The sequence below is a fragment of the Mesorhizobium sp. WSM1343 genome (genome assembly GCF_055901535.1).
Genome location: NZ_JBVVWZ010000002.1, coordinates 216,223 through 231,241, shown reverse-complemented (window position 1 = coordinate 231,241; position 15,019 = coordinate 216,223). Strand labels below are relative to the sequence as shown.

Annotated in this window: 16 protein-coding genes; 12 read left to right on the top strand and 4 right to left on the bottom strand. The window is 58.8% G+C overall.

Annotation, left to right across the window (positions count from 1 at the left end):
• Window positions 1-1,020 precede the first annotated feature (1,020 nt).
• From AC0NIL_RS31645 to AC0NIL_RS31630, 4 genes are all read left to right on the top strand, one after another.
• The gene (locus tag AC0NIL_RS31645; protein WP_224673150.1) at window positions 1,021-1,950 is read left to right on the top strand and encodes an NAD(P)/FAD-dependent oxidoreductase; all 930 of its coding nucleotides are present in this window, start codon (window positions 1,021-1,023) and stop codon (window positions 1,948-1,950) included.
• 996 nt (window positions 1,951-2,946) lie between these two features.
• Window positions 2,947-3,240: a helix-turn-helix domain-containing protein gene (locus AC0NIL_RS31640; RefSeq protein ID WP_013525096.1), complete on the top strand. Its 294-nt coding sequence runs from the start codon at window positions 2,947-2,949 to the stop codon at window positions 3,238-3,240.
• Between the two features lie 239 nt (window positions 3,241-3,479).
• Window positions 3,480-3,731, top strand: coding sequence for a hypothetical protein (locus AC0NIL_RS31635; RefSeq protein ID WP_024504642.1), 252 nt, complete (start codon window positions 3,480-3,482; stop codon window positions 3,729-3,731).
• A gap of 313 nt (window positions 3,732-4,044) precedes the next feature.
• Window positions 4,045-4,323: a hypothetical protein gene (locus AC0NIL_RS31630; RefSeq protein WP_027161857.1), complete on the top strand. Its 279-nt coding sequence runs from the start codon at window positions 4,045-4,047 to the stop codon at window positions 4,321-4,323.
• A gap of 1,723 nt (window positions 4,324-6,046) precedes the next feature.
• On the opposite strand, the gene AC0NIL_RS31625 is transcribed toward AC0NIL_RS31630, so the two are convergent.
• The 3 genes from AC0NIL_RS31625 to AC0NIL_RS31615 form a co-directional block, all read right to left on the bottom strand.
• Complete coding sequence (locus AC0NIL_RS31625) at window positions 6,047-6,946, bottom strand: SIR2 family NAD-dependent protein deacylase (protein WP_013525092.1); 900 nt, start codon at window positions 6,944-6,946, stop codon at window positions 6,047-6,049.
• A gap of 370 nt (window positions 6,947-7,316) precedes the next feature.
• Window positions 7,317-7,469 carry a hypothetical protein gene (locus AC0NIL_RS31620; RefSeq protein ID WP_156949289.1) on the bottom strand — a complete coding sequence of 51 codons (153 nt, stop codon included), beginning with the start codon at window positions 7,467-7,469 and terminating at the stop codon, window positions 7,317-7,319.
• Between the two features lie 18 nt (window positions 7,470-7,487).
• A complete protein-coding gene (locus tag AC0NIL_RS31615; protein WP_024504644.1) occupies window positions 7,488-7,796 on the bottom strand; it encodes a hypothetical protein in 309 nt (102 codons plus the stop codon).
• A 561-nt stretch (window positions 7,797-8,357) separates the two neighbouring features.
• On the opposite strand from AC0NIL_RS31615, the gene AC0NIL_RS31610 reads away from it, so the two are divergent.
• From AC0NIL_RS31610 to AC0NIL_RS31590, 5 genes are all read left to right on the top strand, one after another.
• On the top strand, window positions 8,358-9,755 hold the full coding sequence (locus AC0NIL_RS31610; protein ID WP_473573650.1) for an NAD(P)-binding protein: 1,398 nt from the start codon (window positions 8,358-8,360) through the stop codon (window positions 9,753-9,755).
• Complete coding sequence (locus tag AC0NIL_RS31605) at window positions 9,637-9,993, top strand: GMC family oxidoreductase (RefSeq protein ID WP_164756740.1); 357 nt, start codon at window positions 9,637-9,639, stop codon at window positions 9,991-9,993. Before AC0NIL_RS31610 ends, AC0NIL_RS31605 begins: the two co-directional genes overlap by 119 nt.
• Before the next feature lie 571 nt (window positions 9,994-10,564).
• Window positions 10,565-10,909 (top strand): hypothetical protein, encoded by a 345-nt coding sequence (locus AC0NIL_RS31600; protein WP_013525089.1) that lies wholly within the window; start codon window positions 10,565-10,567, stop codon window positions 10,907-10,909.
• 286 nt (window positions 10,910-11,195) lie between these two features.
• Window positions 11,196-11,372, top strand: a complete 177-nt coding sequence (locus tag AC0NIL_RS31595) for a hypothetical protein (RefSeq protein ID WP_013525088.1) — start codon at window positions 11,196-11,198, stop codon at window positions 11,370-11,372.
• A 37-nt stretch (window positions 11,373-11,409) separates the two neighbouring features.
• Window positions 11,410-11,907 carry a metallophosphoesterase gene (locus AC0NIL_RS31590; RefSeq protein ID WP_013525087.1) on the top strand — a complete coding sequence of 166 codons (498 nt, stop codon included), beginning with the start codon at window positions 11,410-11,412 and terminating at the stop codon, window positions 11,905-11,907.
• Window positions 11,908-12,144: 237 nt separating this feature from the next.
• Here the strand turns inward: AC0NIL_RS31590 and AC0NIL_RS31585 are convergent, their stop codons facing one another.
• Window positions 12,145-12,576: a hypothetical protein gene (locus AC0NIL_RS31585; RefSeq protein ID WP_013525086.1), complete on the bottom strand. Its 432-nt coding sequence runs from the start codon at window positions 12,574-12,576 to the stop codon at window positions 12,145-12,147.
• 263 nt (window positions 12,577-12,839) lie between these two features.
• Between AC0NIL_RS31585 and AC0NIL_RS31580 the strand changes: the two genes are divergently transcribed.
• From AC0NIL_RS31580 to AC0NIL_RS31570, 3 genes are read left to right on the top strand one after another with little or no spacing between them, the layout of a single operon-like run.
• Window positions 12,840-13,907: a glycosyltransferase family 2 protein gene (locus AC0NIL_RS31580; RefSeq protein ID WP_164753819.1), complete on the top strand. Its 1,068-nt coding sequence runs from the start codon at window positions 12,840-12,842 to the stop codon at window positions 13,905-13,907.
• Window positions 13,882-14,574, top strand: coding sequence for a class I SAM-dependent methyltransferase (locus AC0NIL_RS31575; protein WP_473573649.1), 693 nt, complete (start codon window positions 13,882-13,884; stop codon window positions 14,572-14,574). Before AC0NIL_RS31580 ends, AC0NIL_RS31575 begins: the two co-directional genes overlap by 26 nt.
• Window positions 14,567-15,016 (top strand): GtrA family protein, encoded by a 450-nt coding sequence (locus tag AC0NIL_RS31570; RefSeq protein WP_473573648.1) that lies wholly within the window; start codon window positions 14,567-14,569, stop codon window positions 15,014-15,016. The genes AC0NIL_RS31575 and AC0NIL_RS31570 overlap by 8 nt, the downstream gene beginning before the upstream one ends.
• Window positions 15,017-15,019 lie beyond the last annotated feature (3 nt).

Genomic DNA, 15,019 nt, shown 5'->3' with positions numbered 1-15,019 from the left:
CATTTAGAAACGGATTTTACGAAGCGGTCTTCGGACTTTGACAGACATCGATGTGCTCTGACCAATCCGACGCTTCAGCCCCAAACCAGGAAGGCCGAGCCGGGATCAAAAAGGATGCGCTTGCCTCATGTCGAGTCCACCTGGAAAATCGCCCGGACACCACGGATCGGGCGGCGTGCGGAGATCTTTTTCTCACCTGAAGTGCCACAGCAACACCCCCGATATGCAGGGAGGTGCCTCTGGTGCCTGACCCGTGGGCGAGCAGTTTTCTTGGCTACATTCGATTCTCAGGAAGCTTGAATCACGCGGCCTCTCTTTTGTTTTCGTAGCTGACAGGAGCCCCCTCGAAAGCCAGATCACTCCCGCGAGCCCAGTTCTTCTCAGCATCGATCAGCTCATTCTCCCCAGTCAAGCCGTTCAGAAACAGCCTGAGTACGTGCGCAGCTGTCCGTTCTCCGGCCCACGAAGCAACAGGTACGCCGCGCTGTTCGCAGACCGTCGCACAAACACGGGCAAGCATCACAATATCGCTCGGTTCCAAAAATCGACCTGGATACAACATACCGTCCTCTGTTGGAAAGCCTCGTGAGCCTTTGATTATGCGAGGTCACCGGCAGCAACAATCAACTATGATAGTCTGCACCTCGACTGGGTCAGTAAATTTGAGCGGCCCTTCAGACGATCGGCATTGCGCCCTCCGGATCGGAAGGACGGGGCTATCAGGTGGGTTTTCCCGGCAGGTCGATCCGATTCGAATCGCGTCGGCTTGGGAAATGCGCACGGTCGCAGGTCTAACAAGTTGGCCTGTGAAATGCCATGTCGGCATTTTCGGGCACCTCGAATTGAAGCCTGATTTGCAGAAGCTGGAATCGCTTGATGGCGAAGACTGCGCAAATCAGATTGAGGCGCGCGCCATCGCCCGGTGAAAGGGACCTCGACGAGTTGCCGCGTAAATCACGTTTGGAGGCCTGACCGTCGCTCATCCCCTCTGCCAAAGCAGGGAACAAGATCCTGTTTGCAATGTTGGGCGAAATGCCAATTTCTTCCCCCGGTCATGAATTCGACGTGGCTATTGTCGGCGGCGGCCCCGCAGGACTTGCGGCAGGCATGTATCTGGCCAGATTCCTGCATTCGGTGATCGTGGTCGACGCTGGCGACGCACGAGCCAAGCTCATTCCAAAATCGCATAACTGTCCTGGCTTCCCGGACGGCGTAGGCGGGTCAGAGTTGCTCGGCCGTCTCAAAGCCCAGGCACAGAGATACGGTGCAGGCGTAGTGGACGGTCGTGTAGCGGGCGCCAAGAAGCGCGACGGGACCTTTGTGCTGACGACCACCTTCGGGACCATCCGAGCAAGGCGCGTGGTTCTTGCAACCGGGATCGTGGACAAGGCCCCGGCAATAGAAGGGCTGGAGGAGGCCGTCGCGGCCGGCACCGTCCGACTGTGTCCGGTCTGCGACGCCTATGAGGCCGTGGGCAAGCGCATCGGCGTCGTCGGCCCAGAGCATCTGGCGCTCAAGGAAGCCCTGTTTTTGAAGGAGTACAGCGGTCAGGTTACCTTGCTTGCCAACTATCCGGAGGATATTTCCGATGCCGCCCGCGGCATGGCCTCGGCAGGCGGCATCGAAATCTGGGACACCGTCGAGGATCTTGTTGCTCGAGCAACCGGGTTCGGCGTTGTCATGGCCGACGGTGCGCCAATGCGGGAATTGGATGTGGTGTACCCCGCAATGGGGTCTGATGTGCGCTCTGAACTTGCCGTCGCACTCGGTGCAGAGTGTGACGCGCAAGGATATGTTCTGGTCAGCCGACACCTCGAAACGTCGACTGCGGGTCTCTATGCCATTGGAGACGTGGCTGAGGGCCTCAATCAAATTGCCGTTGCGTTTGGCCATGCCGCCACCGCAGCAACACATATCCACAATGCACTTCAGTCTAGACCGGAAAGCTGACCGGCCACCCTAGCACAGGGCGCGCGCCATAGCGCTCCAGGTCAGTGCGCTTCGAAGGACGCTTCAGATCCGCTCATCGGTGGCCGGCCTCGGGCGCGAAACGTTCAAATCAATTTTGTCCGGCAGGTCTGGCCAGGCATTTTTGATAGCGGTGGTTGTCATTCTATGGACAGGCGGGATGATGACCATCCGGACGTGTCGTTCAGGCCAGAGCGGGTTCCCGAAAATCAGGAAAACGACTGCTACCAGGACGCTTACCAACCCCGCTGCAAACACATTCGCGATGATCTCACCAGGCTGCATACGCTCTCCATGAATGAGTACCCGCCACGCCAAGCGAGCCGTGGCGGGTATCAACCAACCGACGATGAAGGGACGATGATCGACGGTCACATTTCCAAATGTGGAAAAGGCTTCCTTGTTTCACAGGTCAGACCTTTGCGATTCCATGTCGGGCTTTGGTCGGGCCCAGACAAGATAGAGTGCTTGCCAGGAGGTGTGTAGCAGCGCCAGCTTGAACGCCCGTCAACGACCAGCAATAACGGCTTTCGGAAACCAGGTCGCCTTGATCCGCAACATATTTAGTGGGTCCGCCCCACTTGCGGGTAGAGGCGGACCCGGACGAGGCTTGGGGACCTCGACCGGCAGCGGGGGACGCTGCCGCTTTTCCAACCTGCCGCGACATATCAGGTTCCGCTGATTCACAAAAAGCCCGCCACCGCGAAGTGGCGGGCAGGTTCTGGAGTGTGCTGGGACCAACCAGCATAGGTCAACGAGCCGCAACAGGGTTGGTTGCGATAGCGGCGGACGCCCGCCAACCCGCAGCGCTCGCTTCAGGCGCCCACTGCTTGCCCCCCGTCCCGGTGCCCGCCTATTGCCTGTCGCATGCATTGCTGAGACATCGCTCGTGACGTCCCCCGCGACGGGAATTGCTCGATCCTTCGATCGTCGCATAGATCGAAGGAACATTTTAGACGTATCGAATGTTCAAATCCTATGGACAACCGAACCCAACTTTCACCAGCTCAATCGAGAGCAGCACGCGCCCTGCTGAACTGGCCGCGAGTACGGCTTGCCGCAAAAGCGAGCGTTAGCGAAATGACGATCAGAGATTTTGAGAACGGTATTCGAAATCCGCGTCCCCACAAGATCGCGGCCATGCGTCAGGCGTTTGAGGACGCGGGAATTGCTTTCACCTTCGAAGGCGCTCCATCGCTAGCCCGCCCTGAAGGGCATAGCAGTCTCTCCACCACCAATAGAATGTGGCGCAGCCGGCAGAGACAAGCATAACGATAAAGGTCCTTGAGCCTCGTATTAGCAATCCACTTGACCCACGGCCCACCTAAAGGGGCGAGCCAAGAAACCGGTCAAGCCGGTGAGGCGTCGTTGCTGTATGCATCGTTTGAACATTACTTCGGATACGCTCCTGACTTCTTCATTGACCTCGTCAGGCTTGGTACCGGCATCACCGGCGGCTGGTCCGCAAGGTCGCTGGCAGCCATGGGGGGAGCCGGTTCTGGAAACGGCAGATGGCTCGCGATCCAATCGTCGAGGAACCTGCGGCCGCGAGCATCATCCGGTCAAACCAGGATCGTAGTGGAGATGGCATCGTGGATCGTGCCATAGAGGCTGTCGATGGGCTGGCGGAAGCGTCCATGCAGTCACGATGCTTTCAGCTCATCGAACCTCGGGCGCCAAAGAGTGTTCCGTTGGTTTTTGCTGAAATGGCGGGAACTTTTTCCTCCGGCGGTGATTTTCGTCGCCATGACAAAACTGTCTGACCTTGGACCTCGCATCCCCCGCAACGGGGGTAATTGCATTCGCGAAAAGGACCGCTTCTACGCGTGTCCATCTTGCGGCCAGAAAGTCGATCAGACCGATTTGCGGCAAGTCATGTGGCACGAACGGCCTGGCCACGAGCCGCTGGAGCCGGAAGACAGCGCGACGATAATCAAGTTCCCGGAGCCCCGGAAATAGCGATCAGTCGCATGTGACCCGCCGTCCATCGAGGCAGCGGGCGCGACTTCCCCCCTCGCAAAAATCAAAGGAACAAAGGTCAGATCTCGCAGTTGTGCGATCACCTGGGAGGGAACGATGTTGCATCACGAAATCGGCACTGTTTCGGACTGGTCGAAGTTGGTGGCGGACGATCCTCTCATCGCCGCCGATATCGCCCAGCGTCTTTCTGTGCTAGCGTGCAATGACAAGTCTACCGCTGCCCACGTCCAGTCGCCCAGCGCCGTGAGATTTCGAGGTTCCGACCTCACCAGCCTCGCAGCACCCACCGAGTATCCGCGGCCGATTGTGCTTCTAGCGACGATCTGTGGGTCGACGGTCGTGGGTATAACGCTGCTTCTGGCGGCGGCGGTTTGAGCCACGGGACCTGATGCCGCTCCCCCAGACACTGTCTTCGATTGAGATGACGCTCGAATGTCCGGCATGCGGAACGGCTTTCATCAAACCGGGGCGTTGGTTCATCGCTGCCGCCCACTATCGGTGCGAAGGTTGCCAGCGTTTACACCGCCTTACCTATCCAGAAAAGGTGGAATTGTTCGACAGATATACCAAGCGTCTGACGACAGTCTCGCAGCGAGGGACAACGAGGCCGCGCGAGTGCCCCAGCTTACAAGGCAACGACAAGGCCAGTGACGCTCCACCGGGACGGGAAGGGTAACCGACGAGGCAGCGGAAGAGTGTTCGCCTGCCAGCACGTCCGGCTGATGCTTGGTTCGATCACTCGTTTTCTGACCATCTCGTTGCATGACAGCGACGACGGCAGAGCTTTGGTTCATAAAACCGAGGAGGTTCGTTTGAGCCTGGCTTCACGTTTAGGACGGCGTCCCGTAGCGGCCGCCACATGATCGAGCGGCCTTCATCCGCTGCAAGCACCTTGCCGCGGCGCACAGATTACGATGGCCGAGATGAAATGATAAAGATTGCCGAGGCGTTGATGAGAGCATCGACACTGATAGACATGCCAAACGTCGGCATGCCGCGATGGTCTGTAGCACTCGCCATTCTGCACGATGCGGAGGGTGGCGCTTCCAGCATGTGGAACATATCGAAAGCCGCTGTGTTCTGGCGCCAAAGGAGATCGCGATGATCCGTTGGCTAGTCAGAATCGGCGCCTTATATGCGGCATACAAACTCGGCGAAGCTGCCGGGCGCAGTGAGCAGGAGGTCATTCCTCTCCCGCCCTCCGACCGGCAACGGCAGCCAGGTAGGCAGGAGCGGACCGACCTCGGCGTCGAGCCATCCTAAAAACGCAGGTCGCTGGCCGCAGGCCGGTTCTTCAGCGAATAAGCTCGTCCCATGACAGGCGTGTGACGCCAACGCTCTGTGCGAAGGACGGGGCGCGGCGCTGAGCTTCGGGATGTTGGTCAATCGATCGATGCACAGCGAAGACCCGTCATTGATCAGCAATGACGGGTCTTGCTTTGAGACCACTTGGCCCGGGGTTGTAAGCCAAGCTGCCACCCAAACTTTGATTCGCGACACAGGTTCCCAGCTTGGCCAAATAATGCCGGTGGCGTCATCACCACACAAAGGCCCGCCGCTGAACGGACCAGGCGGCGACGGGCCGCACCAGACCGCTTGGCTGTGCAGGCCAAGCTGCATGCCGAACATCGATCTTTTCACAAGGGTTCCAGCGCCGTGGTTCGGACCGGAGGAGGCCGGTTCTGGTAGGCAGCGTCCAGGTCGCCGACAGGCACCACACGAACATCTATCCCAAAAATTGCGATCGCATCGGGAGGACTTCGAAGCTGTCGCCAACTTCGGGCACCGATGATGGGAAGCGACGCTGCGCGTGTCCGGCCAAAGTCGCTATAATGTCCAAGGTTGCGTCCCAACAAAAAAGCCCGCCACCTTTCGGCGGCGGGCAGTCTCACAGGGGGAAAACACACTGAACGGGAACAGTGCCCCCTTCGAAGCTCGTTGATGCGAGAATGTTCCAGCGCGTCCGCCAGAATAGTTGAAAGCTCACATGGGAGATCGCATGCTCTATGGGATGCGATTTTCAAACTGGCCACACAAACTGGCTATGATCGCCTCTGGAACGACGTTCTCTGCCGTACGGCGTTCCTTGAGAGCCCGCCTAGCTGCCCCTTGATCTGACTGTTTCAATCGCTCTTTGTCTGACGACGGTTCCCTCATGGGTCGTCTCTCCAGGCTCGGCTCCGTCCCCAACCATCTCCGCCAGCCGGCTGAGGAAGTCCACCAAAGCAGCTTGCGGCTCGTCGATTTCGCCGACGACGACCGAAATGCCCCAACGTCCAAGCACGGCCTCCTCCACAGGGTTTCGGCTGGTCATGAAGATGAACGACGGCGGGCGATCTTTCTCATAGCCGGACCGATGCCACGTCTGCCAGAGACGGTGCAGCAACAACCGAATGTTTGGGTCGGAAAGGCTATAGCCAATGAAGAGGATCGTGCTGCCGAGTGCATCCGAGCGAAAACGCACGTCCAGCGGAGAATTGAAGGAGAGACGATCAAGGTAGTCCGTTTCGGTGAGGACGAGGGAAGAATCCTCGTCGAAATCACCATGGAATTTGACGATGTGGGTAACGCCTTGGCGGGCCTGCGCTACATCGCGTGCATTGGCCACTTTCACGTAGTCCCGACCGTATATTTCATAAGCCAGTTCCAGGTTACGGTCATAATTGGTTGTGTAGATGACAGGGAAATCGAGCTTCACGATGAGACGATGCAACTCGGATTTCTCGATCCGGTCCTTGGGGACAGACCAATTTCGGTCCATCCAACTGCGAAGTGGCCCGATGCTGCCATGCTTGATCCGATAGTACTCGGCCAGGGTTTGAAAACGATCGCGTCGCATGGAGAATTCGTCGTCGACACCGAGCTCCTTTGCCATTCGCTCTATCAGCTTCTCCCAAGAAGGGAGTCCAACACTGATCGACACCCCTGCCCCAACAAACAGAATTGCGCTGCGGTGGTGAATTGCGTTGGCGAGCGAATCTACAGGGTCATCGTTCATGGCCAAGGCTTTCGAGGCCACGCGCGCAGGCAGACCCTAAAGGCGCTTGTTGTTTCGGTTGCTGTCGATCTTGGAATGCAGCCAACCATCTGGAACCGCACGGCTCATGGCAGCCGCATTGTGGTTCGCTGCCCGCGACCGGCTCCTGTTTCTGCTTACCGGTCATGTGGATCCGGTTCTCCGCCAGCCACTTGCCGCGGCTTCGTTCCAGTCGCGCAATTGCTGAGAGCCTGCGTCGCTTCGGGCCAGGGAAGACGGCGAGAGGGTAGTTCATTGTCGTGACGGCGATGATTGTCATTGCGGCCTAAACACCCGTGGGCTGACATGTTCCTTGTGCTCGAAAATATTCCATGTGGTGCCTTCGCCAGAGCTACGGGTTCAATGCGGGAATGGTCTCGCGTCCAGGGTCGCGGCCCGCCTCGCCGAAAGCGGTGGCATTGCAGTGTGCGTGACCGTCACGGTATGCGGTCACCGCCTCTCCCCGGAATTCGACCACCTTGTTGACCACGACGATTTCCTGCACCTGCCTGTCTTCCTCCCTTCACATCTGATCGTTGTAGGGCTGCTTGGTAATCCCGACTTGCCTGGCCAGCTCGGCAAACGGTGGCACACCCGCTTCGAACTGTTTGGTGTTAGCCAACCGCAAAAGCCGCAAAGGAAAACAGACTGCGTCCCGGTTGGCGGGCGACATGTCCTCGAAGAGGCGCTCATCAGCCGTGAACGAGGCCTCCGCGGTTTTCAAAGCCATATCGATATCATCAACCGAAAGAAGGCCCCTCCGGACCAAGGCGTTATTGATGGCAGCGACCGCCATAAGCAAACCTTCCAATTGCAGGTTGGCGACGTTCATGGGCCATTGTCCTTCATATCGTTGGGCGCCCGTCTATCGATAATCCTGCTCCGGAAGCCTTGTGGCGTGCGGCGATGGGATTGCCGGCTTGCTAGAGCGTTTCGGCTGCGCGGCGGCGCCGGAACTGGCATCTGGTAGCGCCATGGCTTGGATCTCCGCTGGGCTGCTGGACAACTCTCCACATGCCTCGAGGTTCCGGATCGCCATGGCAACCTCGCAAGCAGAGGCAAGGCTTCAGCCGGAGCCAACAGCGTGTCTGTCGGCGAGCCATGGGCGGGAAATCTCGCGAATGGAACCGGAATACCACCACCGAACTCAGGCTGAGAAGTGCGTTCACCATAACCATGCCCTTTGAGGGTGGTCGCAACAAAAACTCTTCCGGTTCGGGCCCCTTGAAGTCGTCACGGACCTCGCCACCAAAGCCACCTCTTTTGGGCCGGCGCTTCAAATGCGAGCAATCGGGTGGTTGCCAACTGCTCCTCGCGCGCTACCTGCTTCGCCCAAGCCGGGCGCGAAGGGTGGGAGCGTGCCTTCGGGGATCGAACAAATCCGGAGTGAACGTTGATCGCTCAATTCACCGCAGCGGGCGACGGACTTGCCTACGACATCTGCATTGTCGGAGGTGGCACTGTCGGCCTGGCCATTGCCGCGGCGCTCGAAAATGCAAAGCTACGCGTCTGCGTTCTGGAAGCGGGCGGCAGGTGGCAGACCAAGAGATTGCAGGAGCTCTACCACGGCATTGTCGCAGATCCCCTCGTCCACCCGCCTGTCCAGAATTTCCGGATACGAGCGCTGGGAGGATCGAGCCGAGCATGGGGTGGCCGCTGCGTGCCGTTCGATAGCATCGACTTCCAGAAGCGCGAATGGGTGTGCAATTCGGGCTGGCCGATCACCTATGAAACCCTGCTGCCCTACTACCGTCGGGCGCACGAGGTGATCGAGGTCGGGTCTTACGACTACGATCCAACAAGCGCGTTGCCTGGTTCTCGCGTTGAACTATTCGAGGGCGTCGACGGCGATTTGTTCAGGACCCGCCTGGAGCGGTTTAGTCGACCAACCAACGTGTGGAAACGGCTTTCCGGGTTGCTGCGGACTTCGCGTCATATCCACATCTGGTTAAACGCTGCGGCGACGGGAATTCGCCTGGCGCCGAACGGGCGTTGCGTCCACCACATCGACTGTGTTGACTTGAAGGGCACAAAGCGTGAGGTCACGGCTTGCCATTACATTGTAGCCGCCGGCGGCTTTGAGACCACCCGATTGCTACTTGCCTCGAATGATGTGATGCCAGCTGGTATCGGCAACGCCCGAGATCAGCTCGGTCGTTTCTATATGGCCCATCTGGGAGGCACAGTCGGAGCACTAAAGTTGCCGAACGCCCAGCAGGCGGTTGCTTTTGGCTACGAGCGGGACGCGGCCGGCATCTACTGCCGAAGGCGGCTGTCGCTCACGGAGCGAGCGCAGCGGGAGCATTGCTTGCTCAACCAGATCTTCCGCACCCATCTCCCAGATCCAGCCGATCCCAGCCACAACGACCCGATCCTCTCGGCGATGTATCTCGTGAAAAGGACATTTCTCCCGAAACACCTCAGAGGTCGGCTGCAACATTCAATGACGCTGGACGAAAAGCTCGCGCACGTTCAGAACGTCGTATCCTCGCCAGTGCGCCTCGGGCGCTTCGGTTTGCGCTGGATGGCGAACAGAACTTTCGCACGGCGAAAGCTGCCCTCCATCGTATTGGGGCCGCGCGCCAATGTGGTCAATCTTGAGTTTCATTCGGAACAGGAGCCGAACCCCCGCAAGCAGACTGACGTTGGTGAGCGAACGCGACCGATTGGGTATGCCGAAGCTGCGCGTCGATTGGAAAACCACGAACAACGATCTCCAAAGCGTCGCGCGCGCCTATCGACTGCTCGGTTGGAAGCTGGAGAAGATCGGAGCTACCATTTCAGGATTTGAACCTGGCCATGTGGTCGAAATGGCAGGCAAATCAGGCGCCATGGACGGTCATCATCTCGGTACCACGCGAATGTCTGCGAGCCCGACCGACGGGGTTGTTGATGCTGAATGCCGAGTTCATGGACTGATGAACCTGCACATCGCGGGCGGCTCGGTTCTGGCAACATCCAGCCAGGCGAATCCCACCTTGACGATCTTGGCCCTTGGGCTCCGTCTCGCCGACAGGCTTCGTCGGTGATGATCACACCGGCAGCTGCTGAGTGACTGCGCCCAACTCGCGCCTAGCGTGGGCTGCTTCATCACATTCGGAGGCCCCTTGCTGTGTGTCAGTCTATCTGCTGTCCGCACGTATCGCCAGCGTCTCTAGTTCGCGCGAATGTGGGCAAGCTCGCCAGCGAGGCACGCATACTCGTAAGCTGGTGCTTAAGGCTCGTCCGCCACCTTCGCCATCGCTGTGCCATTAAGCGACGAAAAACGACGCGACCGCGCAGCCTGTTGGCGGCTGTAAAGCAATTCCGAGCGCAGTTCGTTCGGCCTCGATTGGCGCCTTTTGCAAAGGGCGTGCAAGAACCGTGGCTCGGAGCGGGCCTTACCCGACTGGAGTCGATAGCGAGGAGAGGAGTGCTTCGTTCAAAATCCCGCCATCGTGCCAACTTGCGCGCTTGATTGTTCCATTTCAGCACGTGCGCCACTGTCTCGATTTTTGCGACCGCTTGCCCGAAGTCGGGGTTCCTTAAAATCAAAGCAGCCGCCTCGCAACTTCGGCCGTAGTCGTACGTTGTGCGATTCACTGCGTAGGAGTTCACAACATGCCGATAACAACCCGGAAGCAAAAGAGCGACTTTGCCAATGACAAGCCCATCCCCGAGGAGGATGCGGCCGTACTGGAGAGCATCGCAGGCCACGAGGATAGACACGGTGCGGAACCGGGCGTTTTGGGGTCCGACATCGAGCAGCCGATCGGCGCGCAGCCTCGAAGCGAGATCACGGGCCGTCACGACGAGGGAGCCGGCGCAAATGAAACGGTCGACGGGTTGAGCGACACCGAAGAGATGACCCGCAGCTTCGCTGAAGACATCCCTACCGGACGAAGCGAAGGAGATGATGAAGACGTTCCGGTTTTTGAGCGAGGGCGGACCAGAACGGATCTTTGAACCAACGACAATGCTTCGCCCGCCGGCTTGGTCGCGTGGCGCTTAGAAGCGCCTGTAGACTGGCTCACCCATAAAGCGCACCGCCGGTCCCTCCCCACGCCGGCGTGGAATTTATACACCTAAGGGCCGACCTGCTCGCTCGTTGTTGGAGATGATGCCGGTTGCAGGGCTCGGATGTTGTTTCATCGGCGTATCAGGCGGCGACGCTCGGCAGGTTAGCAGATCCGAGGGGGGAACAAACCCGGCACGGTGATGGTTCGGTGGCATCAAAAGGTGATTGGGAACGATGGGTAAGAAGCCCAAACAGCCCTCAGAAGCCACGGCGGATCGTGAAAGGGTGATCGAAGCGCTTTACTTTGCGCGCAAGTGCGGCCTCACCAAGGAGGAGGCACTCAAGATGCTCAGGGAAGCCCAAATCAGGATCGATGGTGGACCCAAAAAAAGCTCCGGCAACCGAACTTAGAAGCGATCGTCGATCGCTCGTCACAGCCAGCGGCGGCATGATCTTCTTCACCTCCGACACGCATTTCAACGATCCCCGCATTCTGCGGCTCGGCCCCCGCCCCTTCAGTTCATTGGCGGGGCATGACCAAGCACTGATTGAACTTTGGAACGAGACTGTTGCTCCAAGCGACGAGGTCTGGCACCTCGGCGACTTCGCCAAGGGATCTGCCGAGACAGTGTCTTCGCTGCTGTCCTGCCTCCACGGCACGAAGCACCTGATCATCGGCAACAACGACGGCGTGGTAACGCTCGGCGCTTCGGCTTGGGCAAGCGTCCAACACTACAAGGAGCTAACTGTCGAGGGCAGTTTCCTGGTTCTTTGCCACTACCCGTTCCGCACCTGGAACCAGATCGGCAAGAAATCAATAAACCTGCACGGCCATTCTCATGGCCGGCTGAAGCCAATGACGCGCCAGCACGATGTCGGCGTTGACGCCTGGGATTTTCGCCCAGTGACTTTTGCTGCCATTCAGGCCAGGCGCCGCCGAGGTTAGCGCAACAGAGGGCCGAGCGATCGACGTCTTCACGTCGTGATGCTAGCCGCAAAGAGAAGCCCAGAATCCTGCCCCTGGGAATGCAGCCTTGCCTGGAAGCACCGCAAGTAGAGCGCCCACCCGTCTGCGTGACAACCTTTGGGTGCCGAACCCCCTCGTCACCACGGCGGAGCGCTGGCGCGCCAATCGTTCATCCACCTCGCTCTGAACGAGCTTCAATCGCCGTCCTTGGCGACCTCAATGCCACATTCTTTCTCTGAGCCACTTGAGAAGCCTGTTCCCTCCGATTGACCGGCGGACTCGAGCGGCAGCCCACTGCCCTCTGAACGTGGTTCCGACATGGCAACTGCAGACGATGTCATGCAATTCCCCGTCGGACAGTTCGAAGAAGCGCTTTGCTTCCCCATAGGTGTCATCCTTCAGGCCTAACGCACGCAGTAGCGGGTCCTCGAAGGCCACTGTAATCGGCGAGCCCTCACCGCGCGCCGCGTCGCGAGCTTCGCGCTTCAAATACTCAGTGCCAGTAAGCGCTCTCAGGCGTCGCTCGGGACTTTGTTCCAGCAACTCTGCCCAGCGCTCGATGCGCTGTTGGCGGGTCATGATCGGGTATGTCGACAGGGGTTCTACATCTGCAATTGTCTGCAGTTGGCTGAGAGTTTTGTGTTCCATCGTCGGCTCCTTTTGATCGAAGTCCCTTCCCCACAAAAATTATCGCGCGCCGACGCGCTGACAAGAGCTGGCAAGGCGGCCTTACCCGACAATGGATTGCGAAATGACGAAAACAGCGCATTGCTCCGCCGGTGCGCGAAACGATATCTCACTCCTAATCAGACCGAAGACGTTCAGAACGTACAGTTCGCCACCCGCCTACGACAACCATTAAATTAGTAACGTCTTATGGAACTTTGGGGCTGGCGTTTCATTTCATCGGCATGGAGGCCACTGTGATCCAAGGTACTGGGACCGGAGCGAACGTGTCGCTGCGCTACTCACTGGTTCTGCCGATATACAACGAAGAACAAGTGCTGCCTCGCCTGGTCGAGCGCATCAGGTTGCTAATCCACCAGCTGGACGGTGAGACCGAGGCTATTTTCGTTGATGACGGAAGCCGCGACGGCAGCGTCAGATACCTTCGGTGCGTGGTTGCCGCCGAGCCTCGTTTTCGGCTGATCGAACTTTCGCGCAATTTTGGGCATCAGATAGCAATTACAGCCGGTATGGACGCCGCCCAGGGGGATGCTGTCATCGTCATGGATGCCGACCTCCAAGACCCACCCGAGGTGGTCCTCGATCTGGTGGCGAAGTGGAAGGAAGGTTTCGAGATTGTCTATGCCCGGCGCGTTAAACGCGAAGGCGAATCTTTGTTCAAGCGCTTCACGGCAAGTCTCTTTTATCGCTTACTGGAAAAGATGACGACCGTCGACATTCCGCGCGACGTTGGAGATTTCCGGTTGGTCGGCCCCAAAGCGCTGAGAACTTTCAGACAGATGCCCGAACAGGATCGCTTCGTCAGGGGCATGTTTGGCTGGATGGGATTCAAGCAGGCGGCGGTGCCGTTCGAACGTCCAGCACGAGCCCTTGGCCAGACCAAATATCCATTCTGGAAGATGGTGCATCTTGCTGCTCACGCCATCGTCAGCTTCTCGGAACGGCCGCTGCGCCTGGCGCTCTGGGGTGGCTTGGCCATTTCTGCGCTGGCCGTCGCCTTTGGTGCGTTTGCAATTTATGCCTGGGCTTTTGAAACCGGCGTTGTTGCCGGCTGGACCTCGACCGTGATGATTGTATCGCTCCTGTGCGGCATCAACCTTTTCATGACCGGCGTAGTCGGGATGTATGTCGGAAGCATCCACGCTGAAGTGAAACGGCGCCCACTTTACGTGATCGATCGCCTCACCGGCTTCGACCGGGCGATGCCTGCCGTTCCCGTCAAGAACCGACGATCGTCTCGAAAATCCCGGATTGGAGTGCCGGCCAATGTCCGAACTCTTCGACAGTTATAGATCGATCTATGACGAGACAGTCCAGGGATCGATCCGATTTTCGGGGCTTAAGCACGACTTCTTTCTTAAGGCCAAGGCCGAGTTTCTGCGACGCGTTATGGTTGAACGAGGGCTGGGCCCTGATGGCTCGGGTGTGCGGGCGCTTGATGTCGGCTGCGGCGTAGGCGTTCTCCATCCATTTCTCAAAGGCGCCTTCGCGTCCCTGGACGGCTGCGACATCTCGCCGGACTCCATCCTGCGTGCCAGGGAGGAAAATCCTGGCGTCATGTACAAGGTCTGCTCCAGCCTGACCCTGCCATACGACAACGGCGTCTTCGATCTGGCCTTCGCCAGCTGCGTCGTCCATCATGTACCGCCAGCTTCCTGGCTTGAGTTCGTACGCGAGATGCGGCGCGTCCTTCGCCCGGGCGGTGTCGCCTGCATCATCGAGCATAATCCCTATAACCCGCTGACGCGTCTGGCTGTGTTCCGGTGTCCCTTCGACCGAGATGCCGTGCTGCTCAGCGCAGCCAAAACAGCGTCACTCTTGCAGATGACAGGCTTCACGAACATCCGGTCCGAGCACTTCCTGCTGCTGCCGTCAGGCAGACCGTTTGCCCGAAACGTCGAGCGCATGCTCGCCCGCCTGCCGTTGGGAGCACAGTATGTGTCTAGTGCGCGTGCCTGAGCACCTGTCTCCCGGCGACGACGCGCTCACGCTGCTGGCACGCTTCGGCATGGTCGGCATCTCTGCCACAATTCTGTATGCCGCTTTGGTTGCCGCTTTTTCCAAATCGCAACTGCTCGGTTTCACGCCCATCCAGGCTTCGCTTGGGGCATATGCCGCAGCCACCTTGTTTTCGTATCTCGCGCACAAATACCTGACGTTCGTGTCGGGCCGGTCGCATCGAACCGCAGCGCCACGTTTTCTCCTGCTGGCGGCAACAGGCTTTGCCATTGCCTATGGCGCGCCGGCACTTATGACGGTGAAGCTGGGCTTGCCGCTCGTCGTTCCCGTCCTGATTACGTGCCTGCTCGTTCCCACCATCAATTTCTTCGTCCTTGACCGGTGGGTTTTTGCCGATCGCTGTCCCGGTCGGCAGGGCAACCGCTCCCGCCAGCGGCGATAATAC

What these genes read in the sequence shown, in the direction of transcription:
- AC0NIL_RS31645 (WP_224673150.1), top strand. Translation starts at nt 1,021, where the DNA reads ATGTTGGGCGAAATGCCAATTTCTTCCCCCGGTCATGAATTCGACGTG.
- AC0NIL_RS31640 (WP_013525096.1), top strand. Translation starts at nt 2,947, where the DNA reads ATGGACAACCGAACCCAACTTTCACCAGCTCAATCGAGAGCAGCACGC.
- AC0NIL_RS31635 (WP_024504642.1), top strand. Translation starts at nt 3,480, where the DNA reads ATGGCTCGCGATCCAATCGTCGAGGAACCTGCGGCCGCGAGCATCATC.
- AC0NIL_RS31630 (WP_027161857.1), top strand. Translation starts at nt 4,045, where the DNA reads ATGTTGCATCACGAAATCGGCACTGTTTCGGACTGGTCGAAGTTGGTG.
- AC0NIL_RS31625 (WP_013525092.1), bottom strand. Translation starts at nt 6,946, where the DNA reads ATGAACGATGACCCTGTAGATTCGCTCGCCAACGCAATTCACCACCGC.
- AC0NIL_RS31615 (WP_024504644.1), bottom strand. Translation starts at nt 7,796, where the DNA reads ATGAACGTCGCCAACCTGCAATTGGAAGGTTTGCTTATGGCGGTCGCT.
- AC0NIL_RS31605 (WP_164756740.1), top strand. Translation starts at nt 9,637, where the DNA reads ATGCCGAAGCTGCGCGTCGATTGGAAAACCACGAACAACGATCTCCAA.
- AC0NIL_RS31600 (WP_013525089.1), top strand. Translation starts at nt 10,565, where the DNA reads ATGCCGATAACAACCCGGAAGCAAAAGAGCGACTTTGCCAATGACAAG.
- AC0NIL_RS31595 (WP_013525088.1), top strand. Translation starts at nt 11,196, where the DNA reads ATGGGTAAGAAGCCCAAACAGCCCTCAGAAGCCACGGCGGATCGTGAA.
- AC0NIL_RS31590 (WP_013525087.1), top strand. Translation starts at nt 11,410, where the DNA reads ATGATCTTCTTCACCTCCGACACGCATTTCAACGATCCCCGCATTCTG.
- AC0NIL_RS31585 (WP_013525086.1), bottom strand. Translation starts at nt 12,576, where the DNA reads ATGGAACACAAAACTCTCAGCCAACTGCAGACAATTGCAGATGTAGAA.
- AC0NIL_RS31580 (WP_164753819.1), top strand. Translation starts at nt 12,840, where the DNA reads ATGGAGGCCACTGTGATCCAAGGTACTGGGACCGGAGCGAACGTGTCG.
- AC0NIL_RS31575 (WP_473573649.1), top strand. Translation starts at nt 13,882, where the DNA reads ATGTCCGAACTCTTCGACAGTTATAGATCGATCTATGACGAGACAGTC.